This window comes from Psychroserpens citreus (genome assembly GCF_055686305.1).
In genome coordinates this window covers 737,189-761,206 of record NZ_CM145999.1, presented here as the reverse complement: position 1 = coordinate 761,206, position 24,018 = coordinate 737,189, and the positions used below count along the sequence as shown (strand labels likewise).

The 24,018-nt window shown below is 35.5% G+C and carries 19 protein-coding genes; 11 read left to right on the top strand and 8 right to left on the bottom strand.

Annotated features, from left to right (window positions below; all coding sequences use genetic code 11):
• Position 1: 1 nt before the first annotated feature.
• From ACTU6T_RS03475 to ACTU6T_RS03445, 7 genes are all read left to right on the top strand, one after another.
• Positions 2-604 (top strand): short chain dehydrogenase, encoded by a 603-nt coding sequence (locus ACTU6T_RS03475; protein ID WP_460219871.1) that lies wholly within the window; start codon positions 2-4, stop codon positions 602-604.
• 97 nt (positions 605-701) lie between these two features.
• The gene (paaZ, locus tag ACTU6T_RS03470; protein WP_460219870.1) at positions 702-3,239 is read left to right on the top strand and encodes a phenylacetic acid degradation bifunctional protein PaaZ; all 2,538 of its coding nucleotides are present in this window, start codon (positions 702-704) and stop codon (positions 3,237-3,239) included.
• 1 nt (position 3,240) lies between these two features.
• On the top strand, positions 3,241-3,993 hold the full coding sequence (locus tag ACTU6T_RS03465) for an enoyl-CoA hydratase/isomerase family protein (RefSeq protein ID WP_460219869.1): 753 nt from the start codon (positions 3,241-3,243) through the stop codon (positions 3,991-3,993).
• A 1-nt stretch (position 3,994) separates the two neighbouring features.
• Positions 3,995-4,591, top strand: coding sequence for an acyltransferase (locus tag ACTU6T_RS03460; RefSeq protein ID WP_460219868.1), 597 nt, complete (start codon positions 3,995-3,997; stop codon positions 4,589-4,591).
• A 2-nt stretch (positions 4,592-4,593) separates the two neighbouring features.
• Entirely contained in the window at positions 4,594-5,910 is a 1,317-nt protein-coding gene (locus ACTU6T_RS03455) for a dihydrolipoamide acetyltransferase family protein (protein ID WP_460219867.1), read from the top strand.
• Positions 5,911-6,022: 112 nt separating this feature from the next.
• Positions 6,023-8,110 (top strand): alpha-ketoacid dehydrogenase subunit alpha/beta, encoded by a 2,088-nt coding sequence (locus tag ACTU6T_RS03450; protein WP_460219866.1) that lies wholly within the window; start codon positions 6,023-6,025, stop codon positions 8,108-8,110.
• A 192-nt stretch (positions 8,111-8,302) separates the two neighbouring features.
• On the top strand, positions 8,303-8,599 hold the full coding sequence (locus tag ACTU6T_RS03445; protein WP_460219865.1) for a hypothetical protein: 297 nt from the start codon (positions 8,303-8,305) through the stop codon (positions 8,597-8,599).
• Positions 8,600-8,642: 43 nt separating this feature from the next.
• Here ACTU6T_RS03445 and ACTU6T_RS03440 read toward each other — a convergent pair whose 3' ends face one another.
• From ACTU6T_RS03440 to ACTU6T_RS03425, 4 genes are all read right to left on the bottom strand, one after another.
• Complete coding sequence (locus ACTU6T_RS03440; protein WP_460219864.1) at positions 8,643-10,319, bottom strand: SulP family inorganic anion transporter; 1,677 nt, start codon at positions 10,317-10,319, stop codon at positions 8,643-8,645.
• A 132-nt stretch (positions 10,320-10,451) separates the two neighbouring features.
• Positions 10,452-11,021 carry a DUF4136 domain-containing protein gene (locus ACTU6T_RS03435; protein WP_460219863.1) on the bottom strand — a complete coding sequence of 190 codons (570 nt, stop codon included), beginning with the start codon at positions 11,019-11,021 and terminating at the stop codon, positions 10,452-10,454.
• Positions 11,022-11,041: 20 nt separating this feature from the next.
• The gene (locus tag ACTU6T_RS03430; protein WP_460219862.1) at positions 11,042-13,027 is read right to left on the bottom strand and encodes a urocanate hydratase; all 1,986 of its coding nucleotides are present in this window, start codon (positions 13,025-13,027) and stop codon (positions 11,042-11,044) included.
• Between the two features lie 130 nt (positions 13,028-13,157).
• Positions 13,158-13,334, bottom strand: a complete 177-nt coding sequence (locus ACTU6T_RS03425; RefSeq protein WP_460219861.1) for a DUF5522 domain-containing protein — start codon at positions 13,332-13,334, stop codon at positions 13,158-13,160.
• A gap of 47 nt (positions 13,335-13,381) precedes the next feature.
• Between ACTU6T_RS03425 and ACTU6T_RS03420 the strand changes: the two genes are divergently transcribed.
• Positions 13,382-13,705, top strand: coding sequence for a hypothetical protein (locus ACTU6T_RS03420; protein ID WP_460219860.1), 324 nt, complete (start codon positions 13,382-13,384; stop codon positions 13,703-13,705).
• On the opposite strand, the gene ACTU6T_RS03415 is transcribed toward ACTU6T_RS03420, so the two are convergent.
• Positions 13,706-18,217 carry an Ig-like domain-containing protein gene (locus ACTU6T_RS03415; RefSeq protein WP_460219859.1) on the bottom strand — a complete coding sequence of 1,504 codons (4,512 nt, stop codon included), beginning with the start codon at positions 18,215-18,217 and terminating at the stop codon, positions 13,706-13,708.
• Between the two features lie 199 nt (positions 18,218-18,416).
• On the opposite strand from ACTU6T_RS03415, the gene ACTU6T_RS03410 reads away from it, so the two are divergent.
• The 3 genes from ACTU6T_RS03410 to hemL all read left to right on the top strand — a co-directional run bounded on the left by ACTU6T_RS03410 (position 18,417) and on the right by hemL (position 21,416).
• Positions 18,417-19,307, top strand: coding sequence for a 1-aminocyclopropane-1-carboxylate deaminase/D-cysteine desulfhydrase (locus ACTU6T_RS03410; RefSeq protein WP_460219858.1), 891 nt, complete (start codon positions 18,417-18,419; stop codon positions 19,305-19,307).
• Between the two features lie 74 nt (positions 19,308-19,381).
• Positions 19,382-20,128 (top strand): glucosaminidase domain-containing protein, encoded by a 747-nt coding sequence (locus ACTU6T_RS03405; RefSeq protein ID WP_460219857.1) that lies wholly within the window; start codon positions 19,382-19,384, stop codon positions 20,126-20,128.
• Between the two features lies 1 nt (position 20,129).
• Positions 20,130-21,416 (top strand): glutamate-1-semialdehyde 2,1-aminomutase, encoded by a 1,287-nt coding sequence (gene hemL / locus ACTU6T_RS03400; protein WP_460219856.1) that lies wholly within the window; start codon positions 20,130-20,132, stop codon positions 21,414-21,416.
• A 51-nt stretch (positions 21,417-21,467) separates the two neighbouring features.
• On the opposite strand, the gene ACTU6T_RS03395 is transcribed toward hemL, so the two are convergent.
• The 3 genes from ACTU6T_RS03395 to ACTU6T_RS03385 all read right to left on the bottom strand — a co-directional run bounded on the left by ACTU6T_RS03395 (position 21,468) and on the right by ACTU6T_RS03385 (position 23,978).
• Positions 21,468-21,797, bottom strand: coding sequence for a hypothetical protein (locus ACTU6T_RS03395; RefSeq protein ID WP_460219855.1), 330 nt, complete (start codon positions 21,795-21,797; stop codon positions 21,468-21,470).
• Between the two features lie 111 nt (positions 21,798-21,908).
• Positions 21,909-22,367 (bottom strand): hypothetical protein, encoded by a 459-nt coding sequence (locus ACTU6T_RS03390; protein ID WP_460219854.1) that lies wholly within the window; start codon positions 22,365-22,367, stop codon positions 21,909-21,911.
• Positions 22,368-22,466: 99 nt separating this feature from the next.
• Positions 22,467-23,978 (bottom strand): hypothetical protein, encoded by a 1,512-nt coding sequence (locus ACTU6T_RS03385; RefSeq protein WP_460219853.1) that lies wholly within the window; start codon positions 23,976-23,978, stop codon positions 22,467-22,469.
• Between the last annotated feature and the right edge of the window lie 40 nt (positions 23,979-24,018).

Genomic DNA, 24,018 nt, shown 5'->3' with positions numbered 1-24,018 from the left:
AATGAAGATTTTAATCATTGGAGGAAACGGTACCATTGGGAAAAAGGTAAGCGAACGCTTAGCTCAAAAGCATGAGGTACTCATTGCTGGACGAAACTCTGGTAATGTAACTGTAGATTTTTCTGATGCATCATCTATAAAGACCATGTTTGAATCGGTTGGTAAACTGGATGCCATTGTCGCAATCGCTGGTGACGCGAAATGGGATAAATTGGATAAGCTTTCCGAAGAGGACTTTTATATAGGGATTAAAAGTAAAATGATGGGTCAGGTTAATGTTGTTCGCATTGGTAAGCATTATCTAAATTCTGGCGGCTCAATAACATTGTCCACAGGGATTTTAGCAGATGATCCAGTAGATATGACCACCAGTGCTGCCATGGTTAATGGAGCTATAAATAGCTTTGTTAAAGCAGTTGCTTTAGAGTTAGAAGATGGAAAACGAATTAATGTAATTTGCTCAGATTTAGTTGAAGACTCTTATCAGAAATATGCAGCTTATTTTCCTGGTAATACACCAGTGCCTATGGGTAAAATTGTAGATGGCTATGTGAAATCTATTGAAGGTAAAATCACAGGAAGAATTTTAAGAATAATGGCTTAAGGTATTATGAAATAAGCATACCTATGTAGATTTAATTAGCTTGAAATATTTTCTATGCGAATTGCATCTGACAATAATTGAAAATGAACATTAACAGATGAAAAAAATACAACATTATGTTCAAGGCACTTGGACAACAGGAACCGAAGAAGGAATACCAATTCATGATGCTGTTACAGGTGAAGCCTTCACTAGTGTAGCAATCGAAGGGTTAGACATTCCTGAAATTTTAAATTACGGAAGAACCAAAGGAGGGGAACAACTTCGTAAAATGACATTTCAAGAGCGTGGTAATATGCTTAAAAAATTAGCATTATATCTTACAAAACGAAAAGATGCATTTTATGAGTTAAGTTATAGAACTGGAGCTACAAAAGTGGATAGCTGGATAGATATTGAAGGCGGCTTTGGAAATCTATTCGCTAATGCATCATTACGAAAGTTATTTCCAAATCAAACTTTTCATGTTGAAGGGGATCCTATTGATTTATCTCGTGGTGGACGATTTATGGCGCATCATATTATGGTGCCAAAAAAAGGTGTTGCTGTGCATATTAATGCCTTCAACTTCCCAGTTTGGGGCATGTTAGAAAAGTGTGCAGTAAACTGGATGGCAGGAATGCCAGCGGTAGTTCTACCGGCTCCTTCTTCGTCTTATTTGGCTGAAGCTGTAGCAAGAAAGATTGTAGAATCTGGAATTTTACCTGAAGGTGCATTGCAAATTATAAATGGAACGGTTAGAACAATTCTTGATACAGTAGAATCTCAAGATGTCGTAACGTTTACAGGTTCTGCCGCAACAGGAAGATTATTAAAAGCACACCCAAGATTGATTCAAGAGTCAGTACCATTTACGATGGAAGCCGATTCATTAAATGCTTCTATTCTTGGTGAAGATGCTATACCAGGAACTCCAGAATTTGATTTGTTTATCAAAGAAGTTCGAAAAGAAATGACCGTGAAAGCTGGACAAAAATGTACTGCGATTCGCCGTATTATTGTTCCAGAGGATGTCGTTGAGGATGTTCAAATAGCTTTAGGGAAAGCATTAGATAAAGTTACCATTGGAGATCCTAGATTAAAAGAAGTTCGAATGGGGTCTTTAGTGAGTCGACAACAAGTAAATGCTGTTAGAGAATCTGTAAATGACTTATCTAAAGAAGCACAGATTGTTTATGGTGATTTAGACATCATAGAAACAATTGGAGCAGATGCTAAGAAAGGAGCATTCATTAGCCCTGTTTTGCTGCGGGCAGATCATCCGTTTCAAAATACGATCATTCACGAACGTGAAGCATTTGGTCCTGTAAGTACCATAATGCCATACAAAAACTTAGAAGACGCAGTTACCTTGGCTCAAATGGGTAAAGGATCATTAGTATCTTCAATTGCTACTAACGATGATAAAATAGCGAAAGACTATGTAGTTAACGCTGCGAGCCACCATGGAAGAATTTTAGTGCTTAATAGAGAAAGTGCTAAAGAAAGTACAGGACATGGCTCACCATTACCATATTTAGTTCATGGTGGTCCCGGTAGAGCAGGTGGAGGAGAAGAAATGGGAGGTATGCGAGGAATTAAGCATTATTTGCAACGCACAGCAATTCAAGGATCGCCAACTACCTTAACAGAGATTACTGGGATTTACCAACAAAATGCCAAATACAAGGAAGCAGAACAGCATCCATTCAAATACCATTGGGAAGATATTCAACCAGGAATGTCACTCAAAACACATAAACGAACATTTACTGATACGGATATCATCAATTTTGCAAACCTAACATGGGATCATTTCTATGCGCATACTGATATCACTTCTCTCGATGGAAGCATTTTTGAAAAGCGAACTGCTCATGGTTATTTTATTATATCTGCAGCGGCTGGATTATTTGTGTATCCAAATAAAGGACCAGTAGCAGCAAATTATGGTTTAGATAGTATTCGATTTTTAAGACCATTATATCATAACGATACCATATATGTGCGTTTAACTTGTAAGGAAAAAGTTGATCGAGATGTGGCTACAGCCGAACATCCGAGCGGCATTGTAAAATGGCATGTAGAAGTTTTTGATGCCAATTTTGAGAATAAACCAGAAAGTCAAAAAACTGAAAAAGATAGTCCTTTGGTTGCAGTTGCTACCATCTTGACAATGGTTCAAAAGAAACAAGAGACTTTTGTTGAAATGACTGATGAAAAGATAGATGAATGTTTATCTACGTTGACCGAGAGCATGAAGCCAAAATGGGGAATCATGACGCCTCAACATATGATTGAGCATTTAGAATATACCTATAAAATTGCCGCAGGAGAAATACAAGATTTTGAAATTTCAACACCAGACAAGATTTTAGAAAAGGTTAAAAATAGTTTGTACGACTATAGAAAGTTTCCTCATAATTCTCAATTTCCATTATTGGAAAAAGATACGCTTGATACATTAAGATACGATAATTTAGCTACAGCAATAGAGCAGTTCAAGGCTCAAAGAGAAACATACTTGAATTATTTTAAAGAAAACCCAGAAGACTTATTAAGAAATATGGTCTTCGGAGAATTAAATAGATATGAATGGTATTTGCTAGAACGAAAACATTTAAACCATCATTTTGAACAATTTGGATTGATATAATATGACACAACCTTACGTAAAACAAACGATTGAAAACGAAGTAGGATATATTGAATTTTTTCATCCTGCTCATAACTCCTTACCAGGAGATATATTAGCAAAATTGGCACAAACCATTACTGATGCTGGAGCAAACGATAACATTAAGGTCATTGTTCTAAAAAGTGGTGGTGATCGAACCTTTTGCGCAGGCGCAAGTTTTAAAGAACTCATCAATATTAATGATGCAGCTACTGGTAAAGTCTTCTTTTCTGGCTTTGCTAATGTGATTAATGCGATGCGAAAATGTCCAAAGTTTATCATTGGCCGTATTCAAGGTAAAACTGTAGGAGGAGGTGTTGGACTAGCTGCCTCAACCGATTATTGTATGGCAACTAAATTCGCAGCGATTAAATTAAGTGAGCTTAATATTGGTATTGGACCGTTTGTTGTTGGACCCGCAATTGAACGTAAAATGGGGTTAAGTGCTATGTCACAAATTGCAATAGATGCTAATTCGTTTTATCCAGCAGAATGGGCAAAACAAAAAGGGTTATTTACACATGTTTATGAGAGCACTGAAGATTTAGACGAAGCTGTAAAAGCTACGGCAGAGCATTTATGTACGTACAATACAGAAGCTATGTTAGAAATGAAAAAAGTCTTCTGGAAAGGAACAGATGATTGGGATGAGCTTCTTGCTGAACGTGCTCAAACTAGTGGTCGATTGGTGCTTTCAGAATTTACGAAAGAAAAATTGAAAGGATTTAAATAAAATGATATACAGCTTTAAAGGTTTTATTCCGGTAGTACACGAAACAAGTTTTGTGCATCCTTTGGCAGCTGTAACTGGCAATGTTATTATTGGAAAACACTGTTATGTAGGTCCAGGAGCTGCCATTCGTGGAGATTGGGGACAAATCATTTTGGAAGATGGTGTAAATGTGCAAGAAAATTGTACAGTACATATGTTTCCAGGGAAGTCAATCACACTTAAAGAAAGTGCTCATGTTGGGCATGGTGCGATTATTCATGGTGCGAGTTTAGGTAGAAATTGTCTTATCGGAATGAATACCGTCATTATGGACGATGCTGAAATTGGAGATGAATGTATTATTGGTGCTATGGCTTTTGTAAAAGCCGAAACTAAAATCCCAAAACGAAGTTTAGTTGTTGGTAATCCTGCAAAGGTGATAAAAACGGTTAGTGACCAAATGATTGAATGGAAAACAAAAGGGACTCAATTATACCAACAATTGCCATCAGATTGTCATGATAGCTTACGAGAAGTAGAGCCTCTTCGCGAAGTTCCAAAAGAAATGAAAATTCAAAACGATGTGTATAAAACACTTCGTGATTTTATGAAAAAATAAGAATGTCTAAAGTAGAATTTAAAATGCCCAAATTGGGCGAAAGTATTACAGAAGCCGCTATCATCACATGGTTTAAAAATGTTGGCGATGTTATTGAAGAAGATGAAATGCTACTTGAGGTAGCGACTGATAAAGTCGATTCTGAAGTGCCTTCAACTGTTTCTGGTGTTATTGAAGAGATCTTATTTGAGGCTAATGAAGTCATAAAAATAGGTGAGACGATTGCTATTATCAAAGCTAATGGCAATGTTTCAGCTTCAAAAAAAGAACGTGTTATTCAGGACAATAACAAAGAATCTCGTGTAAAAAAGAAAAATAAAAAAAAGAAGCAATCTGTCATTCCAAGCGCAGTCGAAGAATCTAAATCAACTTCATTTTCAGTTTCTAATAGTAACACATTTTTTTCTCCTTTAATTATTGAAATAGCCAAAGCTCATCATATTAGTTTTGAAGAATTAGCTAGAATACCAGCTACTGGGCACGAAGGAAGATTGCGCAAGAGTGATGTATTTCAATATATAGATGATGGACGACCATATAAGTTTGCTCAACCAGTTATTCAAAATGACCCAACAGCTTACCGAATTCCACAATTGAATTTTGATAAAGGAAAAGGAAAAGTGATTGAAATGGATAGGATGCGTCAAATGATTGCTGATCATATGGTATATTCTAAACATACCTCTCCTCATGTGACGGCTTATGTAGAAGCCGATTTAACAAATATGGTGAATTGGAGAAATGCGAATAAAGTAGCGTTTCAAGAAAAGTATGGCGAGCGTTTAACGTTTACACCGTTATTTGTTGAGGCAGTCGCTAAAGCTGTGAAAGACTTTCCTAATATCAATGCCTCTGTAGATGGTAAAAACATCATCGTTAAAGAGGATATTAATATAGGTATGGCTACTGCTTTGCCTAGCGGAAATTTGATTGTTCCTGTAGTTAAAAATGCAGACACTAAAGATCTAAAAACATTGGCTTCTGATGTGAATGTTCTAGCAAACAAGGCTAGAGAGAACAATTTAAAAGCCGACGATATACAAGGAAGTACCTTCACTATTTCTAATGTTGGAACCTTCGGGAGTGTCATGGGAACACCAATAATAAATCAGCCTGAAGTAGCTATACTAGCCTTAGGAATCATTAAAAAGAGACCCGAAGTTATTACAACTGAAAAAGGAGATGAAATTGCTATTAGAAGCATGATGTACTTATCGCTTTCCTTTGATCATAGAGTCGTTGATGGCTTTTTAGGAGGAAGTTTTGCGCGTCGTGTTGCTGATTATTTTGAGCAATTTGATACAAATAGAAAGATATAATTAAACTGTCGTTCCGCATTTGAGTACAGTTAAAGTATAATGCGGAATCCACAAACACATAGATTACTGTCTTCACAGGAAATCGAAGATTCGGCGGAAGCCAATGATAATTATGAATAAAGAGATATTAAAAGAAGGATTTTCAAAACTCTGTACTGCAAAAGCAATGACAGAATTATATGAGGCTAATTTTAAGCAAGTATCTAAGTATGTGCATGCCACATCACGAGGTCATGAAGCAATTCAGATTGCTTTAGGAATGCAATTATTGCCTCAAGATTATGCATTTCCATATTACAGAGATGATGCTATGTTGTTGTCTTTTGGGTTAGAGCCTTATGACTTGATGTTACAACTATTGGCTAAAAAAGAGGATCCATTTTCTGGGGGTCGAACCTATTATTCACATCCTAGTTTAAAAGATGACGATAAACCTAAAATCCCTCATCAATCTTCTGCGACAGGAATGCAGGCGATTCCAGCAACAGGTGTAGCGATGGGGATGCAGTATAAAGAATTACAGGGATTGGATGATTATTCACTTGATTCAGATCCTGTCACGCTGAGCACAGTCGAAGCGTCTATAAAACCTATTACTGTATGTTCCCTTGGTGACGCATCAGTGACCGAAGGTGAAATAGCAGAAGCTTTTCAAATGGCTGCATTAAAACAGATGCCTATTTTGTATTTGGTACAGGATAATGGCTGGGATATTTCAGCTAATGAAGCCGAAACAAGAGCTCAAAATGCATTTGAGTACGCACAAGGTTTTCATGGTTTAGAAGCTATTTCTATAGATGGTGCTAATTTCACTGAGAGTTATGAAGCTGTGGAAAAAGTAATCGCTACAATTAGAAAAGAGCGCCGACCATTTTTAATTCATGCCAAAGTACCGTTATTAAATCATCATACGTCTGGTGTGCGTATGGAATGGTATCGTGATGATTTAGAAGAAGCGCGATCTCGTGATCCTTATCCGGTTATTAAACAACAACTATTAGATTATGGGCTGTCAGAAAAGGAAGTAAATAAGATTGAAACTGACGCTAAAGAGATGGTTCAATCCGATTTTGAAAGAGCAATAGAGGCTGAAGATCCTATGCCTGAAGATTTATTTACAAACGACTTTGCACCAACACCAATTACTGAAGAAAAAGGAATACGTGAACCTGAAGGAGCTGATAAAGTGGTGATGGTTGACTGTGCCTTATTTGCAGTTGAAGAACTCATGCGAGAACATAAAGAATGTTTGTTATATGGTCAAGATGTTGGTGGTCGACTTGGAGGTGTATTTCGAGAAGCTGCAACATTGGCTCAGAAATTTGGAGATGATCGTGTGTTTAATACGCCTATTCAAGAAGCTTTTATTGTGGGATCTACCGTTGGCATGAGTGCAGTGGGATTAAAGCCAATTGTTGAGGTGCAGTTTGCCGATTACATATGGCCAGGTTTAAACCAACTATTTACTGAAGTAAGTCGAAGCTCTTACTTATCTAACGGAAAATGGCCTGTAAGTATGATTCTTCGTGTGCCTATTGGTGCTTATGGAAGTGGTGGCCCATATCATTCGTCTTCTGTAGAAAGTGTAATTACCAATATTAGAGGAATAAAAATTGCTTATCCAAGTAATGGAGCCGATTTAAAAGGCTTAATGAAAGCTGCCTATCATGATCCTAATCCAGTAGTGATTTTAGAGCACAAAGGTTTGTATTGGTCTAAAGTACCAGGAACATTAACAGCTACTTCTGTTGAACCTGCTGAGGATTATGTATTGCCATTCGGAAAAGCCTGGGTATTACAAGATATTTGGAAGCAAGAAGATGTTGAAACGTGTACGATAGTCACCTACGGAATGGGTGTGCATTGGGCTTATAACGCATCTGGAGAATTGGGTATGCGTGAGCAAATTGAAATTATTGATTTAAGAACATTATTTCCTTTGGATGAAGATTCTATTATGACTTCAGTGAAGAAAACAGGGAAATGTTTGGTTGTAACTGAAGAGCCTTCAAATAATAGTTTTGCACGTGCATTAGCTGGTAAAATTCAAGAAATATGCTTTAAACACTTGGATGCACCAGTAATGACTATTGGTAGCGAGAACATGCCTGCAATTCCATTAAATTCGACTTTAGAACAAACTATGATTCCCTCTACAGAAAAAGTGAAAGCTAAGATTGAGATGCTATTAAACTATTAAAATCGTTTAATTTTAATATAATTCTCTAAATTTTGTATATTGAACTCTTAATACATAACTACAATCATGGAACATACTTGATATGTACATGAGTACTTAAATAATAAAATAATGATGAGTAAAAAAAGATTACTAGTTCTGAGTCTTGCGTGTTTTTTATTTGTTGGGAGTCACTTGTCTTTTGCACAAACAATGACAACGCAACAAGAAATGACAGCACATAAAATTGAATCTTCTCCAAAAGAGAATGCTCAAAAAGTGATAAACGCTTTAGAAAGAGAAGCCAAATTGGACGCAAGTCAGAAAAACAAAGTATTAGATATTTTTGTTGCAGTTGAGAAAAAGATGAAAGGTATTTCGGCAATAGAAAACACAGAAGAACGCAGTAAAAAGAAAGCGAAAATGCAAGAGTATATCAATAGTAAATTGAAAATGGTTTTAACTCCTGATCAATACGAATTATATACAAAGAAAATGGCAGTACATTAAGTAGTGTTTCTAAAAACAAAAAGCGACCGTTTGGTCGCTTTTTTTATATGTTATATTCCGAAAGTGGCTTAGTGAATTTTTCAGGATCTGCTGCCAAATGATATCTTGGATCATCAACATCTTCTACAATAACTTCCTTAAATTTTGGACTAGCCTTATATAGTAATATTTTACAGTCTGAACTTAAATGTTTCAGTGTGATAGTTTTACCTTCGGCTTCATATTTGTTTACTAAATTATAGATGGCTTCTATTGCCGAATGGTCGCTCACTCGAGATTCTATAAAGTCTATTTCTACATTTTGAGGATCATTCTTTGCATCAAATTTTGAATTAAAATTTTGAATGGATCCAAAAAATAATGGCCCCCAAATTTCATAAGTTTTCGTGCCATCGGCTTGTATACGCTTTCGTGCTCTAATCATGGTTGCGTTTTTCCAAGCAAATACTAAGGCCGATATGATCACACCAGCTATAACAGCGACGGCTAAATCTTTCCAAACTGTAATTGCAGATACGGCGATGAGTACTAGAGCGTCAGACAATGGAATTTTTCTAATAATTCTAAAACTACTCCAGGCAAAAGTTCCAATAACAACCATAAACATGACACCTACTAAAGCAGCTATTGGTATTTGTTCTATTAAAGGTGCTCCAAATAATACGAAACACAATAAAGCGATTGCGGCTATAGCACCTGATAAACGTCCACGTCCACCAGAATCGACATTAATTATAGATTGTCCAATCATTGCACATCCTCCCATACCGCCAAATAAACCATTGAGAATATTGGCTCCTCCTTGAGCAATACATTCACGATTTCCATTACCTCTAGTTTCAGTGATTTCATCAACTAAATTTAATGTCATGAGTGATTCGATTAATCCAACTGCGGCTAGTATAAATGCTGTAGATATAATTAAATCCCAATGGCCTGCAAGAGTTCCAAAAAGACCAAATATTTGATCTTGAAATGTTGGTAAACTACCTTCCAGTCCTTTTCCTCCACCTTCTTGAATAAATGAACCAACTGTACTCATTTCTATTCCACCAAAAATGGTAATACAGGCCACTACAATTATTGCTATTAGTGCTGCAGGAATTTTTTTAGTCAGTTTTGGGAGGCCATACATAATGCCCATTGTTAAACCAATAAAACCAAGCATTTTCCATAATGCCACATTTGAGAATAAGTAAGAAAACCATTCAGAAGTTTCAGTCCAAATAGAAATATCTTTAGGAACAGCATTAGGGAATAACCCTAATTGAGATAAGAAAATAACAATAGCTAAACCATTTACAAACCCCATCATTACTGGATGTGGTATGAGTCGAACAAACTTTCCAAGTTTAAACACGCCAGCTAATATTTGGATACCACCTACAAATAATAACGTGATAAACAACCATTGTAAACCGAGATTATCAATAGGAACATCTAAATTAGTACCAACCTCATTTCCTTTTTGAATTAAATGAACCATAACAACAGCCATAGCACCTGTAGCACCAGAAATCATTCCTGGTCTACCTCCAAAAAGGGCTGTAACTATTCCCATCATAAATGCTCCATACAAGCCTACTAATGGATCTACACCAGCTACGAAAGCAAAAGCAACGGCTTCAGGAACCAAAGCTAAGGCAACTGTTAAACCCGAAAGAATATCATTTTTTGGGTTTTGAGTAAAGTTTTTTCTTGTTGTTTGTCCTAATATCATAGTACTTGCCTTTAAAAGTCGGCAAATATAGGGTTTTAGAAATGAAGTGTGAAATATAGACTTAATTGCAAAAAAAAGCAGCAATAACTTTTTTCGTCATTACTGCTTTTGATAAGCTATAATATAAAATGTCTATTGAGCCAATTCTGGTGGGTATTTCTCCATAATTCTGGAAACAAATTCTTTGATTTTTTCTTCTTTCTTCTCAACACTTCTTTGTACTAAGACTCCAGATCCCATGCCTTGCCATACTAATTCTTTTTTATTTGCGTCTATAAGGTCAACAAACAAAACACCGTGGTTTTTAGTTGATACTGTTGGTTGGTTCCAGCCGTTCCAGCCCCATCCCCATCCAGGTCCGAAGCCGCCCCAACCCCATCCACCAACTCCCCAAGAGTTGTTATAGACGTTAACGCGTTGTTCTGATTTTGTAAAAATACTTACCAATAAGTCTGGGTTTTTAGACTTTGTATAGCCTTGAGCCATCAATTCACTTTCAATAGCGCGAAGAATTCTACGTTTATCAAGATCGCTAATTTCGGCTTTGTCAATTCCTGTTTTAAAGAAGGCAAAGGTTTTATATTCTTTAAAGTTCACATCTTTATCGTAATCTGATGCAACTTTTACTGAACTGCATGAAGTGATAAGGAAAGTTATCATCACTACAGGCAATAATTTGAGTAGATGTTTTAAATGTTTCATAGTCATTTTTTTATAATGGTTTATAACGAGTTCAATAAATTCTCATCAACTTTATTTGGAAGTGTAACCTTTAAATTGGGTTCAATTTCCATAGCACGTTTGATGGCAAATTCGGCACCTTCATTTCTTGCCCAACTTCGTCTCGCAATTCCGTTGTTGACATCCCAGAAAAGCATTGATTTTAAACGTCTTGACGCTTCTTTACTACCATCAAGAACCATACCAAAACCACCATTTATAACTTCGCCCCATCCAACACCTCCGCCATTATGAATGCTCACCCATGTGGCACCTCTAAAACTATCACCAATCACGTTGTGAATTGCCATATCTGCTGTGAAACGAGAGCCATCATAAATGTTACTAGTTTCTCTGTAAGGGGAATCTGTTCCTGAAACATCATGATGATCACGGCCTAAAATAACAGGACCAATATCGCCATTTGATATGGCATCATTAAAAGCTTCTGCAATTTTCATGCGACCTTCGGCATCAGCATAAAGAATACGTGCCTGAGAACCAACAACTAATTTGTTGTCTTGAGCTCCTTTTATCCATTGGATATTATCAGCCATTTGTTGCTGAATATCTTCAGGAGATTTCTTTTTAATCTCCTCTAAAACCTCACAGGCAATGGCGTCAGTTTTTGTCAAATCTTCAGATTTTCCTGAGGCACATACCCAACGAAACGGACCAAACCCATAATCGAAGCACATAGGACCCATAATATCTTGAACGTAGGAAGGGTATTTGAAATCAATACCGTTTTCGGACATAATATCTGCTCCTGCTCTTGAGGCTTCTAATAAGAATGCATTTCCATAGTCAAAAAAGTAGGTGCCTTTATCAGTATGTTTATTAATGGCTAATGCATGTCTTCGCAAAGTCTCTTGTACTTTATTTTTGAAAAGCTCTGGGTTTGATGCCATCATCTCGTTTGCATCTTCGAAAGACATGTCAACAGGATAATAGCCTCCAGCCCAAGGATTATGCAAGGAAGTTTGATCACTTCCTAAGTCCACATGTATGTGCTCTTTATCAAATTTTTCCCAAACATCAACAATATTTCCTAGGTAAGCTATGGATATGGTTTCCTTTTGATCTTTGGCTTTTTTAACTCGCATAACCAATTGATCTAAATCAGTAATTTTTTCATCAATCCAACCTTGATCTAAACGAACTTGTGTTATTTTCGGATTGACTTCTGCGCAAACCGTAATACAACCTGCAATGTTTCCTGCTTTGGGCTGTGCACCAGACATACCACCTAATCCGGAGGTTACAAATAAATTTCCTTTAGGTGATTTCTTTATTTTTCGAAAACCATTTAAAACCGTAATGGTTGTTCCGTGAACAATTCCTTGGGGACCAATATACATATAGCTTCCAGCAGTCATTTGCCCATATTGGGTTACGCCTAGAGCATTAAATTTTTCCCAGTCATCAGGTTTTGAATAATTAGGAATCATCATTCCATTTGTTACAACAACACGAGGTGCATCTTTATGGCTTGGAAATAACCCCATAGGATGACCAGAATACATAACTAAGGTTTGTTCATCTGACATTTCAGATAAATATTTCATGGTAAGTCTGTATTGCGCCCAATTTGAAAATACGCCTCCATTACCTCCATAGGTGATTAATTCATGAGGATGCTGTGCTACAGCGTAGTCAAGATTATTCTGAATCATGAGCATTATTGCTGCAGCTTGTTTTGATTTTGCAGGATATTCGTCAATGGGTCTAGCATACATTTTATAATCTGGACGCAAACGGTACATGTAAATTCTTCCGTAAGTATCTAGTTCATTTTTAAACTCTGGAAGTAAAACATCGTGATGTGACGTGTTGAAGTATCGTAAGGCATTTTTAAGAGCTAACTTTTGTTCTTCTGAAGATAGTATTGCTTTACGTTTTGGAGCATGATTTATGGATGAGTCGTAAGGTTTAGGTTCTGGTAGAATGTTAGGTATTCCTTCTTGTATTTGGTCTTTAAATGTCATTTTTAGCTTGTTTTTTATTAATAATTACTCATAGTTATTTATATAGGGAATTTGCTATGGGTAACGAATATCTACGCGATGATGCGTATTTGCTATTTTGATTTTATAGAGCCTTAATAATGTATCCAATTTAATTTGTGTTTTTTCTTGTATTGAGTTGAGTTGAAGGATTATACCCATATGGGCAATGTCTACATCCACTTTCACAACAATAGCCTCTCTTTAAATGGTATTGTTCAGTAAAACAACGATATCCTTCAGGAGTAATATAATAATCTCCTTCTTCTACTGGAATTATCTTCTTCATATTACAAAGATAATGTAAATTGGAAAGATTTTTGATTATAGATGTATATGGTTTTTATTTCAAAATTTTTGGTGCCAAAAGGCTATTTAGGTATTAGTGTCTACCCTTTTATATTTCTTAAATATCAAGAGCTTAAAATGAACGTTAGTTTAATCAATCATGAACGTATCCATTTAAGACAGCAATTAGAACTACTGGTGATCCCTTTTTATTTATTTTATGGGATTGAATTTTTAGTAAGACTTATAAAAACTAGAAACTGGCTACAAGCCTATAAAAATATTTCCTTTGAAAGAGAAGCATATCATAATGAAAAAGACCTTAATTATTTAAAATCAAGGCCTTTTTTTAAATTTATTACTTATATGTAGTTACTGTTTGAGAACTACTTTCTGAGTCTTTTCTGTACCATCTACAAGTCTTACTTTCGAGATATAACTTCCATCAGATAAATGCTTCGTTTCTATTATTAATTCTGTGGAGTTATTAACATCTTTAGTATCCATAACAACTCTGCCTAATAAATCGTATAATGTAACATCATGAATCGGACTAATAGTAGATGTTATTTTTATATGTTTACCACCTGGAGCCATTATAGAAAGTCCGTTAGAAGATTCAGATTCATTGGTTGATAGTGTGTCTGCTGTATACCTTAAAATAAATCTATTATTAAAACTTCCTGCTTCTGAGCTAAAGCTATAAGGACTTAATCGTAGATCATGAATGGTATTGGTAAATGTATCTTCTAAGTAAATATTAATTTCAGAAGAAGCAAATATACCATCCAAATTATTAATACCAATCGTGTAAGTACCACTTTGAGGTGTTTCAAAACCAAGAGGAACTAAATCTGCTTCATCAAATGGTAAAGAGCGACCTTGAATAGCCATTTTTTCATCTTCAATTAATGAATAAAATAACGTGCTTGTACCTGCTAATTGATTGCCATCATAAAGGCGGTCTTTTTCATACGTTGCACCAGTAATATAACCTACTAAAATTGAATATGCAGAATTGTTGCTATCTATTAAATCTAACCAAATTCTATTTTTTTCAACGATTGTAGTTTCTTCATTTTCATCATTTGAAGAGCCATCTGTCCTATAGAACTGGTCATTTGCATAAACCCCACTTCTCATGGTATTGTCAAAAATAAGGTTTGAAGGATTCGTAGCTCCATGATCCATCAGGACGAAAAACCCTTGACCAGCACCAATATACCCATTGAACCCAGCTGGTGTTGAACCTGTAAGGTTATATGCAACATAATCATTAGGGTTATAATTATAAACATAATCACCGTAGAATGGGTCAGTTACTGCATTGCTAGGAATAGATTGATGACGCCATAGGTATACTGTTCCAGCGATTGTTGGATCAGTATCATCGGTTATGTTTGCAGCATTAGTAGTAATAAAGGTGTCCGCATAAATTGCCGAAGGAAATGGGTTACCTACTAGGTTCCAATTATCATCAATAGCGGTAGCTAAAGTTGAACCAGGTCCAGCATAGTCAGCACCATTATAAGTTCCTCTTGTAATTGCTCTATTAATAATACCATTACTTGGACGACCAATAAATTCTGCTGTATTTGCAGTGGCAGTACCTGTTAATTCTCTAATAGCATAGCCTTTACCTGGAATCATGTTTTCTGCTGTAGCTTGCCACTCACCGTAATTACCTGTACCATTTCCGCCAACGGTTGGCAGCCATTCAAGAATTAATGCAGCATTTGAACCTGGAGACACACTAGAAACGCCAAAGTTTTCTACTGCAGATGACCAATACACATAGTCATAATTACCAACACCAGTAACTTCTCTTTGCATATTAATATTTCCAGTATTGTTATTAGTGGCAACGTTCGTGACTTGAACTAGGTTTGCACTACTTCTAACATTAAAAGTTCCAGCCGGATCAACATTAATCCAGTCGGTAACTGTTAAAGATGTTGAAGGTTGTAATTCTAGATTACCATTGCTTAATACTGATAGATTTCTTGCATAAGCTGGTGTTGGAGGTATAGGAGGACCTAAGAGTTGAGGATCAGGTAATGCACCAACATCTCTAATGATCACACAATTATCTGCGGTAGGTATACCACGGGGAGACCAATTGTCGGGATCATTCCAGGTGGAAGTACCTTGACTGCCATCCCAAATTTTGGTGTTATTAGTAATGGTAATTGGTCTATTAACTATACAACCATTAGATAGTGTGGCAAAGGCTGTAAATGTAAAATCATCCTGCTCTAATTGTGTTAAGGTTGGTCGTATATATACTGAACTAGCTGTTGTTCCAGGAACATATTCAAAAGGTGTTACAGCAGAAGGGTCTGTATAGGCATCAACTCCAACAGACCATGTGAAAGACGGTGATAAAGGACGTGATCCGTAAAGCTGAATATTATCAACAGCAACACCATCTACCCATTCGCCATAAAAACGAATACGAATTCTTAACTGGGTCTGGTTTATATAAGCAGATAAGTCATAACTTTCGTCTTCAAATTCAGTGCCATAGCCTACATCTCCCGTATACCTGTTAATCTCGTTAGCTACCGGCCAGGTGGCGCCTCCATCTGTTGATATTTCAATTGAAACATAATCAATAGCGGCACCGATGCCATCGGCTAAATAATGTGAATAATACATGTCAAAATCTAATGACAAGTCAGTATAATCTGTGCTATTTACAACTGCTGAGGTCAAAGCATTGGACGTTATATAAGCAGGATAAGGAAATGTTGGTGATTGTCCAACATCAGAATTACATACTGCAAAATTATTAGTTCCAAAACCTGAAGACATGGCTGGAAACCAAATCAGGTAGTCAGGGAGCCCAGGTACATAAGTACTGCTTTCGTTTTGCCAATTAGCGGTAGCAGGTGCAGTATTGTCAGCCAAACTTATATTTGAGAAAGTACCTAAACCACCACCTTCAAAATCTTCATCAATTAAATAGGCTGTTTCAGTATCACCCGAAGCCGTAATTTCAACAATGTCGTCAACTCCGCAAACGCTAGTGGCGGCATTTATTGTTAAATTAGTTATTGGGTTCATTGTACCTACTATTTTAAGTCGTTTTAAAGACTCGCAATTGCCGTCAGATGCTGTAACCCAATATTCTGTTGTTGATGTAATATTAGGTGTAAAGGTCCCTGTGCTATTTGACGCGACAAGATTTCCTCCTGTTTCGGCATCGTATAAATTGAAGGATGTGGCGCTCGCATTACCGGTGACTTGCAACGTAACAGGTCCAGGGCCACAAGTAACGCCATCAGTAATACTTGCAATAGTTGCAGCACAGCTTTCTACAACTGTAAATGTATAGTCTTCAGCTTCTCCGTATTCGAAAAAGTTAACATTTCTAGATCCACAACCCGGATCTATAGAAGCTGTAAAGCCAGTAAATGTTGTACAGCTATCAAAGTGATTTAAAGGGTCTGAAGCTATTTCATAAACCCCGTCACAAGCAAATCCCGGACCATTATAGTAACCAAATGAATTATAAAAACGTATTCTAATTCGATAATCTCCTATGGCTTGTGCTGCTGGAATTACAAAACCAAAAGTAGTTGTGGAAGTAGCAATGCCATTAGTATTATAGACTTCTTCACCTGCATCAGTAAAGTCACCATCTTTATTCCAATCAACCCATGCCTTCCAAGCTCCTCTACCAGTAATTGATCCTACATAAATATTGACACCTTCACCTTGAGCTTGTACACTGTTTGGTCTACTTGTGTAATCAGAATAACCAGGAGAAGTGCTTGAAGTTCCATTTCCTAAATTCACATCATTAACTAGATTTCCAATAAATTCAACATCATCAATATATAGAGCCGTTGTACTGTTGCTTGTTGAAGGTGTACAGTAGGTTGAATTTGTTGTAGTCGTATTGCCTGTAAGAGGATTTGAGTTATTGTAAATTGGCCCGCCAATACAACCATTGTCATTAAAAGAATAGATATAAAAGTAATATTGTGTATTTGGAGTTAAACCAGTTGCGGTAAAACTAGTATTGTCATCAATATCTACTACTGTGCCTGCACCTATGGCATCTCCTATATTATAGGCAGTGCCATCTTGTGGCCCTGGAGCTGGTGGTGAGGCTAAAGGACTTCTAACGACCAAATAATTATCTGCTGCAGGGACAGCAGCAGTGAAAGACCCATTGATTGTGTCGCCAGTTGGTGTTAAATTTAAAGCTGTAGGCTGCTGAGTTGGTGCTACACAAGGTGAAAGCAAAATTCCTTGAACATCAATGTCATCGATAATTAAGCCAGGAAACCCTCCAGAAAAACCATCATTATTCCATCCAAAACCTAAATAAAAAGTTTGCCCATCTAAAAAGGATAAATCTAAATTAGTTACTGACTGCGTTGTGTTTTGACCTGCATATAGGTCTGGTAAAATTGTCCAAGTATTCGCATCCAAAGAGTACATAACAGTACCATAATCAAAGTAAAAACCGAGTAAAGATTCTCCTTCACAAATCCAGTTAAAGTCTAAAGTTAAATTACTATAATTTGTAGCATCAATAGGTGTAGTATGATACACGAATGTCGCAGCTGTTCGGGTAGTTCTATATCTTGGAATTGTACCAGGACCATTGTCGACAGGGTTATTTCTACTAACAGCCATCGAATATTGACCATTTATAACAGGTGCTCTATTTTGATTAAAAATCCAGAAATAGTTATTGTTCGTTGGTGGTGTAGTATTAAATTGACCATTTTGCCAGCCTAAGTATGGTCCGGCAATATTTTGAGCACCTGTAGCGGCCTCAAAATCTTCAGAGAAGATGGTGACTTGGGCATGAAGTCCTGAGCTTAAAAGAACAGTAAAAAGTGAGGCAAAGAGTAATTTTTTCATCATACATTTTCATTTTTAAGTATAACAAAATCAAATCATTATTTGACATGATTTGAGCGTAGGAAAAGGTTGACGAAATGTGGGGACTCGTTTTAGAACTATAGCATTTGGTTTGTTGGTTCTTAATAATGCATACAAATTCTAATATAAATATACTTTTTTTAACTTTTTTTTTGGAATAACAGTTGTTATATTCGACCAAATGTTAAAATTTAAAGACCAAAGGAATTTAAGTGTTGATAATCAGGTTGATATAAAGCCAGAGTATTTGATGCATGACTATATTTCAGGTAATAAATATCGCAAACTAAAATACAATTTGCTTGAAGCTAGAAACCAAGGAAAAAATACCTTATTGACCTTTGGTGGAGCTTTTTCAAATCATATCGCTGCCGTTGCTTCGGTAGGGATAGAATACGGTTTTGAAACTATTGGTGTTATAAGGGGAGAGGAGTTAATTTCAAAAATTCATGATAATCCTACCTTGCGTTTTGCACAGCAATGTGGAATGAGGCTAAAATTTATTTCACGAACTCTTTTTAAACAAAAACAAAAACCTTTTTTTGTCAAAGGTTTAGGAAATGAATTTGGGGATTTTTACATAATTCCAGAAGGAGGTACAAATACTTTAGCGGTCAAAGGTTGTACAGAAATACTTTCTGAAGCAGATTCAAAATACGATTTTATTTGTTGCTCGGTTGGAACAGGTGGTACAATATCTGGTTTGATTAATGCTGCTTTGCCGCATCAAAAAATTATTGGTTTTCCTGCATTGAAAGGTGATTTTTTGAAAGAAGAAATCGCTAAATTTGCAACCCTAAAGAATTGGGAATTAGTTACCGATTATCACTTTGGAGGTTATGCAAAAATAAATGAAGAATTAATAAGGTTTATGAATCAATTTAAGCGTAAACATAATATTCCACTAGATCCCATTTACACTGGTAAAATGATGTTTGGTATTTATGATTTAATTGTCAAAAGTTATTTTCCGAAGCATTCAAAAATATTAGCAATTCATACTGGTGGGTTACAGGGTATTGATGGAATGAATGCTAAATTGAAACAACAAAATAAGCCTTTAATCGTTTAAGATTTATGAAAAAAATAGTGAGCCTATTATCAATATGTGCCTTAATTTTTAGTTGTGGTTCGAAACAAAAAATTGTGACCAAAAAGACTAAAACTAAACAGCAAACTGAAAGGGTAGACGTGAAGACAGAACCTGTCTCAGAAACCGAAACTAAAATTGAAACTGTTGAAGTGCCTAAGAATAGTGCTCTTAATGCTACTGAGATATACATATTAAAGTATAATGCCATCGCGATGGATGAAATGCGGAAATCTAAAATTCCTGCAAGTATTACATTGGCACAAGGTATCTTAGAGTCGGGCTCAGGTAAGGGTAGACTCGCTGTTAAGGCCAATAATCATTTCGGAATTAAATGTCATGGTTGGACTGGTAAAAAAATCTATCATGATGATGATAAATCTCAAGAATGTTTTCGAAAGTATAGTAATGCTTTTACCTCATTTGAGGATCATTCTTCATTCTTGACAACTCGTGGTCGTTATTCTAAATTGTTCAAATTGAGACCTAACGATTATAAAGGTTGGGCAAAAGGATTGAGGGCAGCTGGTTATGCGACCGATCGAAAATACCCTCAAAAGTTGATTAGTTTAATTGAACGATACAAGCTTGATGAGTATGATGATATGGTGCTAGGAAAACGCTCAAATACAAAAGATTCATCCGAAAATACTCATGCAATTAGCCATAAAGTCGTAAAGGGAGATACCTTGTATTCGCTTTCAAAAACATACAATACGACTGTTGACGAATTGAAACGTATCAATAAATTAAAATCCAATGATTTGTCATTGGGGCAAATTCTAATTATAAAATCCAATTAATATGTTATATCAGCGTAGTAGTGCATTGTTCAAAGCGGCAGAAACTGTTATTCCTGGCGGTGTGAATTCACCTGTTCGTGCTTTTAAAGCAGTTGGAGGAACACCTATTTTTGCAAAATCGGCTAAAGGTGCTTATGTATATGATGAAGATGGTAATCGGTTTATAGATTATATTAATTCTTGGGGCCCAATGTTATTAGGTCATGCATACGAGCCAGTAGTGAATGCTGTGATAGAAACGACGAAAAGAGGGACGTCTTTTGGAATGCCAACAGAAATTGAAACTAAAATTGCCGAGTTAGCAGTTTCAATGGTGCCTAACGTTGATAAAATTAGATTTGTAAACTCAGGAACTGAGGCATGTATGAGTGCTGTTCGATTAGCAAGAGGTTACACGGGGAAAGATAAAATTATAAAGTTTGCTGGGTGTTATCATGGACATAGTGATGCTTTTTTAATACAGGCTGGAAGTGGAGCTGTTACTTTTGGAAGTCCAAATAGTCCAGGTGTTACTCAAGGAACTGCAAAGGATACCTTGTTGGCAAAATTCAATGATATCGCTAATGTGGAAGCTCTAGTGGCTGCTAATTCAAATCAAATTGCATGTGTTATTGTTGAGCCAGTACCAGGAAATATGGGATGTATTCCACCTAAGGATGATTTTCTGCAGCAACTAAGAGATTTATGTGACGCTCATGGCATTCTGCTTATTTTTGATGAGGTCATGACAGGGTTTAGACTTGCTAAAGGTGGTGCGCAAGAGCTTTATAATATTAATGCCGATATTGTTTGTTTTGGAAAAGTTATTGGTGGAGGTTTGCCTGTTGGTGCATTTGCTGCACGTAATGAAATTATGAATCATTTGGCGCCTTTAGGAAGTGTGTATCAGGCAGGTACTTTAAGTGGAAATCCTTTAGCAATGGCTGCTGGGTTAGCTATGCTTACGGCAATTGAAACGGATGTATCTCTTTTTGAACGACTTGCTGAAAAAACAGCGTATTTGCATAAAGGCTGTGTCGAAGTTTTGGTTAAACATAATATAGTGCATACTATAAATCGAAAAGGATCAATGATGTCGATTCATTTTGCCAAAGATGAAGTAAAAGATTTTGAAACGGCAACCCAAGGCAATAATGATAGATTCAAAGCTTTTTTTCATGGAATGCTTCAGGAGGGAGTGTATATTGCACCAAGTGCGTTTGAAACTTGGTTCATAACAGATGCCTTAACTTATGAAGATTTAGATGAAACAATAAGAGCTGTTGAGAAAGTGGCTCAAACCTTATAAAATAAAAAAGCGACTTGATTAAAGCCGCTTTTTTATTTTATAATCTCGTTATTATCTGTCTCTAAAATGTTTGAGATAAGATACATATTGTTCTTCAGGAAGTATATTTTTTAATCGTTCGTCTAAAGCTTTGTTTATCTTTTCTAAACGTTCTGTATTACTAGCAATATTGTTACTTATTTTTTTATATGCAATACCATAATCTTGGTAAGCTTTATATACATCTTGCATCAACTCACGATCAAATTTAATGACCTTTCTTAGTTCTTTAGTTTTGGTGTTAGCTTGTGCGTTTATTTCTAAAGTGTTTTGAGCAAAAGTGAATTGCGAGTTTAATAATAAAGCTAGCGCAAACAGGCAAAGTGTAATTAGTTTTTTCATTGTGTTTCGATATTATAAATCAAATAAGTTTTTAAAATTAACCATTTTTATCATAAAAAAAAGCATCGATTGAAAAAAACGATGCTTTTAATATGATTTAATCTAGTAAAACTAGTGTTTAGTTTTTACTTTTTGTTTCATTTGTCCATGACGTCTCACTTGCATTTTTTCCCACTTATTATATTGCTCTTCAGATAAAATAGATTTCATCTTTTTCTTAACTTCAATTTTGCGATCTAGTCTATTATTTATTGCTTTAGGGTCTATTTCTTTTACATTTTCAATCTTAACAGAGCTCTTAGTTTTCTTAGCATCCCTCATTAGTTCTTTTTCCTTCATTTTTTGTTTTCTGAAGTTGGCTTCTTCAAGCATTACTTCTTTGACTTGAGATTGCTGCTTTTCATTTAAATCTAGTGCTAAGGTCATTTTTTTTGTAATGATAGTGGCTTGATCTTCAGCAGACATGTTTTTCATGTGTTCAGCTTTAGATCTTCTGTCTCCTTTGTGTTTGTCTTGCGCTACAGCTTGTAAACTTATAAATGCTACAGCGATTAAGATTAGTTTTTTCATAATACGATTTGTTTAATTTAATAGAATTCAATTTTTTAATTGATATTCATAGGACAGCATTAGTTGTGATTGGTTTAAAGAGCTAAATAAATTTAACGTCTAATTAACAGTTTGAGCTTTTTTGATAAGTCCTATCGTTGTGGTATACAATGGTTTTGATTCCATTTTGCTTTTTAACCAAGCATAAAAACTCATTACAAAAATATCCTCTTGCTTTTCGTCAACCCAAATAAATGCGTTTTCTACCTTAGTTTTAAAATCGGTGGAAGTTACCTTCTCGGGATTTTTAAAATAAGAATGAACCAAATTTATAAAAATAATTGCTCTTTCTTGGTCTATCTGTCTTAAATAATCAAAATACGAGCGCTTGAAACTCAGTAGCCTAGATTCTACAAGATCGAGTTCATCTAATTCTATAAATAAAATGATTTCGGCCAAATTCTTTTTTATTATCCATTCTTTTCCCGCTTTTTGAATGTAATATTTATCAGTATGATAAAACTTAGAGAAGATACTTTTAGCACTTTTAAAGTCTTGTTTCTGCATATAAAACATCACTAAAGCTAAATGAATATCTAATAGCGACTCAAGGTCGGTATGTTTTGTTTGTTTAACGCGTTCTAATAATTGAATGGCCTTTTCTTGTTGGTTGCTATAATTGAGATTTAAAGCTTTAAGTAAATGGTATTTAAGTTTGAATGTAGAATAGTATTTTCTTCGTTGTAGTTGCATTAATTCGTGCATCTCTTCTAGGTAGTTTAATGATGCTGTAAATTTCTTGTTTCTAAATAATGTATTCGCGATGAGGTAAACCACTTTAATATGATGAACCAGTTGTTTGTCTTTGGTTTTGTGGTCAATAATTTTTTGGTAAGTTTCAATTAAAAAGGGTTCGATTCTTAAATAATCATTCGTTACGAAGGCAGACAAGCTTACTATGGTTATTAATTGATATAAGGATTTAAAAGACAAGGATTCTGATAAATCTATATTGTGTTCGTTAAGCGTTTGGTATAGTAGGGTTTTGAAATCGATCACCTTTCCTTGGTAAGTGATATCACTTAAAGTTTGTCTGATTTTTGCATACACTAAATTAAGTTCCTCTTCAATAAAATGTTGTTTTTGATTGCTTCGGAAATTGCTAATCAAATTATTGATATCTACTGAAGGATTTAAATAAGCATATTGAATCTTAGTATGGTAAATCTCATTTAAAATTGGAAATAAATGATGTTCTTGAGCTAGTCGTTCTGCTTTATCTAAAATATGATAGGCGATTTTCGGTTTTTTATGAAATAAAAAGGTTCGCGAGGCTAATATGTATTTTATGATTTGCATATCGACCGAATTTTCTTCTTCAAGATTGTTATTGGCTATAAAGTCTATTAAAGATTGATAGAGTCGTTTCCGTAATGCATGATAGGCATCTTTTTTGTACGACCCATAAATATGTTTAGATATATCTTTTGACGACAATTCATTGTCAACTAAAAGCTTAAATAATTGAATGTTTTTAGTGTCATTTCTTTTGTTTTTTCGCTCAAGATAGTTGATAAACTGTTGCTCGTCTTCCCGGGAAAATGTAGACACAATAGCATTTAAATCTGTCATTTTATCGTCAGTTAATTAGTGATTATAGTAGAATAATTAA

What these genes read in the sequence shown, in the direction of transcription:
- ACTU6T_RS03435 (WP_460219863.1), bottom strand. Translation starts at nt 11,021, where the DNA reads ATGAAACATTTAAAACATCTACTCAAATTATTGCCTGTAGTGATGATA.
- ACTU6T_RS03450 (WP_460219866.1), top strand. Translation starts at nt 6,023, where the DNA reads ATGAATAAAGAGATATTAAAAGAAGGATTTTCAAAACTCTGTACTGCA.
- ACTU6T_RS03440 (WP_460219864.1), bottom strand. Translation starts at nt 10,319, where the DNA reads ATGATATTAGGACAAACAACAAGAAAAAACTTTACTCAAAACCCAAAA.
- ACTU6T_RS03395 (WP_460219855.1), bottom strand. Translation starts at nt 21,797, where the DNA reads ATGAAAAAACTAATTACACTTTGCCTGTTTGCGCTAGCTTTATTATTA.
- ACTU6T_RS03430 (WP_460219862.1), bottom strand. Translation starts at nt 13,027, where the DNA reads ATGACATTTAAAGACCAAATACAAGAAGGAATACCTAACATTCTACCA.
- ACTU6T_RS03475 (WP_460219871.1), top strand. Translation starts at nt 2, where the DNA reads ATGAAGATTTTAATCATTGGAGGAAACGGTACCATTGGGAAAAAGGTA.
- ACTU6T_RS03385 (WP_460219853.1), bottom strand. Translation starts at nt 23,978, where the DNA reads ATGACAGATTTAAATGCTATTGTGTCTACATTTTCCCGGGAAGACGAG.
- ACTU6T_RS03415 (WP_460219859.1), bottom strand. Translation starts at nt 18,217, where the DNA reads ATGATGAAAAAATTACTCTTTGCCTCACTTTTTACTGTTCTTTTAAGC.
- ACTU6T_RS03390 (WP_460219854.1), bottom strand. Translation starts at nt 22,367, where the DNA reads ATGAAAAAACTAATCTTAATCGCTGTAGCATTTATAAGTTTACAAGCT.
- ACTU6T_RS03445 (WP_460219865.1), top strand. Translation starts at nt 8,303, where the DNA reads ATGACAACGCAACAAGAAATGACAGCACATAAAATTGAATCTTCTCCA.
- paaZ (WP_460219870.1), top strand. Translation starts at nt 702, where the DNA reads ATGAAAAAAATACAACATTATGTTCAAGGCACTTGGACAACAGGAACC.
- hemL (WP_460219856.1), top strand. Translation starts at nt 20,130, where the DNA reads ATGTTATATCAGCGTAGTAGTGCATTGTTCAAAGCGGCAGAAACTGTT.
- ACTU6T_RS03455 (WP_460219867.1), top strand. Translation starts at nt 4,594, where the DNA reads ATGTCTAAAGTAGAATTTAAAATGCCCAAATTGGGCGAAAGTATTACA.
- ACTU6T_RS03425 (WP_460219861.1), bottom strand. Translation starts at nt 13,334, where the DNA reads ATGAAGAAGATAATTCCAGTAGAAGAAGGAGATTATTATATTACTCCT.
- ACTU6T_RS03410 (WP_460219858.1), top strand. Translation starts at nt 18,417, where the DNA reads ATGTTAAAATTTAAAGACCAAAGGAATTTAAGTGTTGATAATCAGGTT.
- ACTU6T_RS03460 (WP_460219868.1), top strand. Translation starts at nt 3,995, where the DNA reads ATGATATACAGCTTTAAAGGTTTTATTCCGGTAGTACACGAAACAAGT.
- ACTU6T_RS03465 (WP_460219869.1), top strand. Translation starts at nt 3,241, where the DNA reads ATGACACAACCTTACGTAAAACAAACGATTGAAAACGAAGTAGGATAT.
- ACTU6T_RS03420 (WP_460219860.1), top strand. Translation starts at nt 13,382, where the DNA reads ATGGTTTTTATTTCAAAATTTTTGGTGCCAAAAGGCTATTTAGGTATT.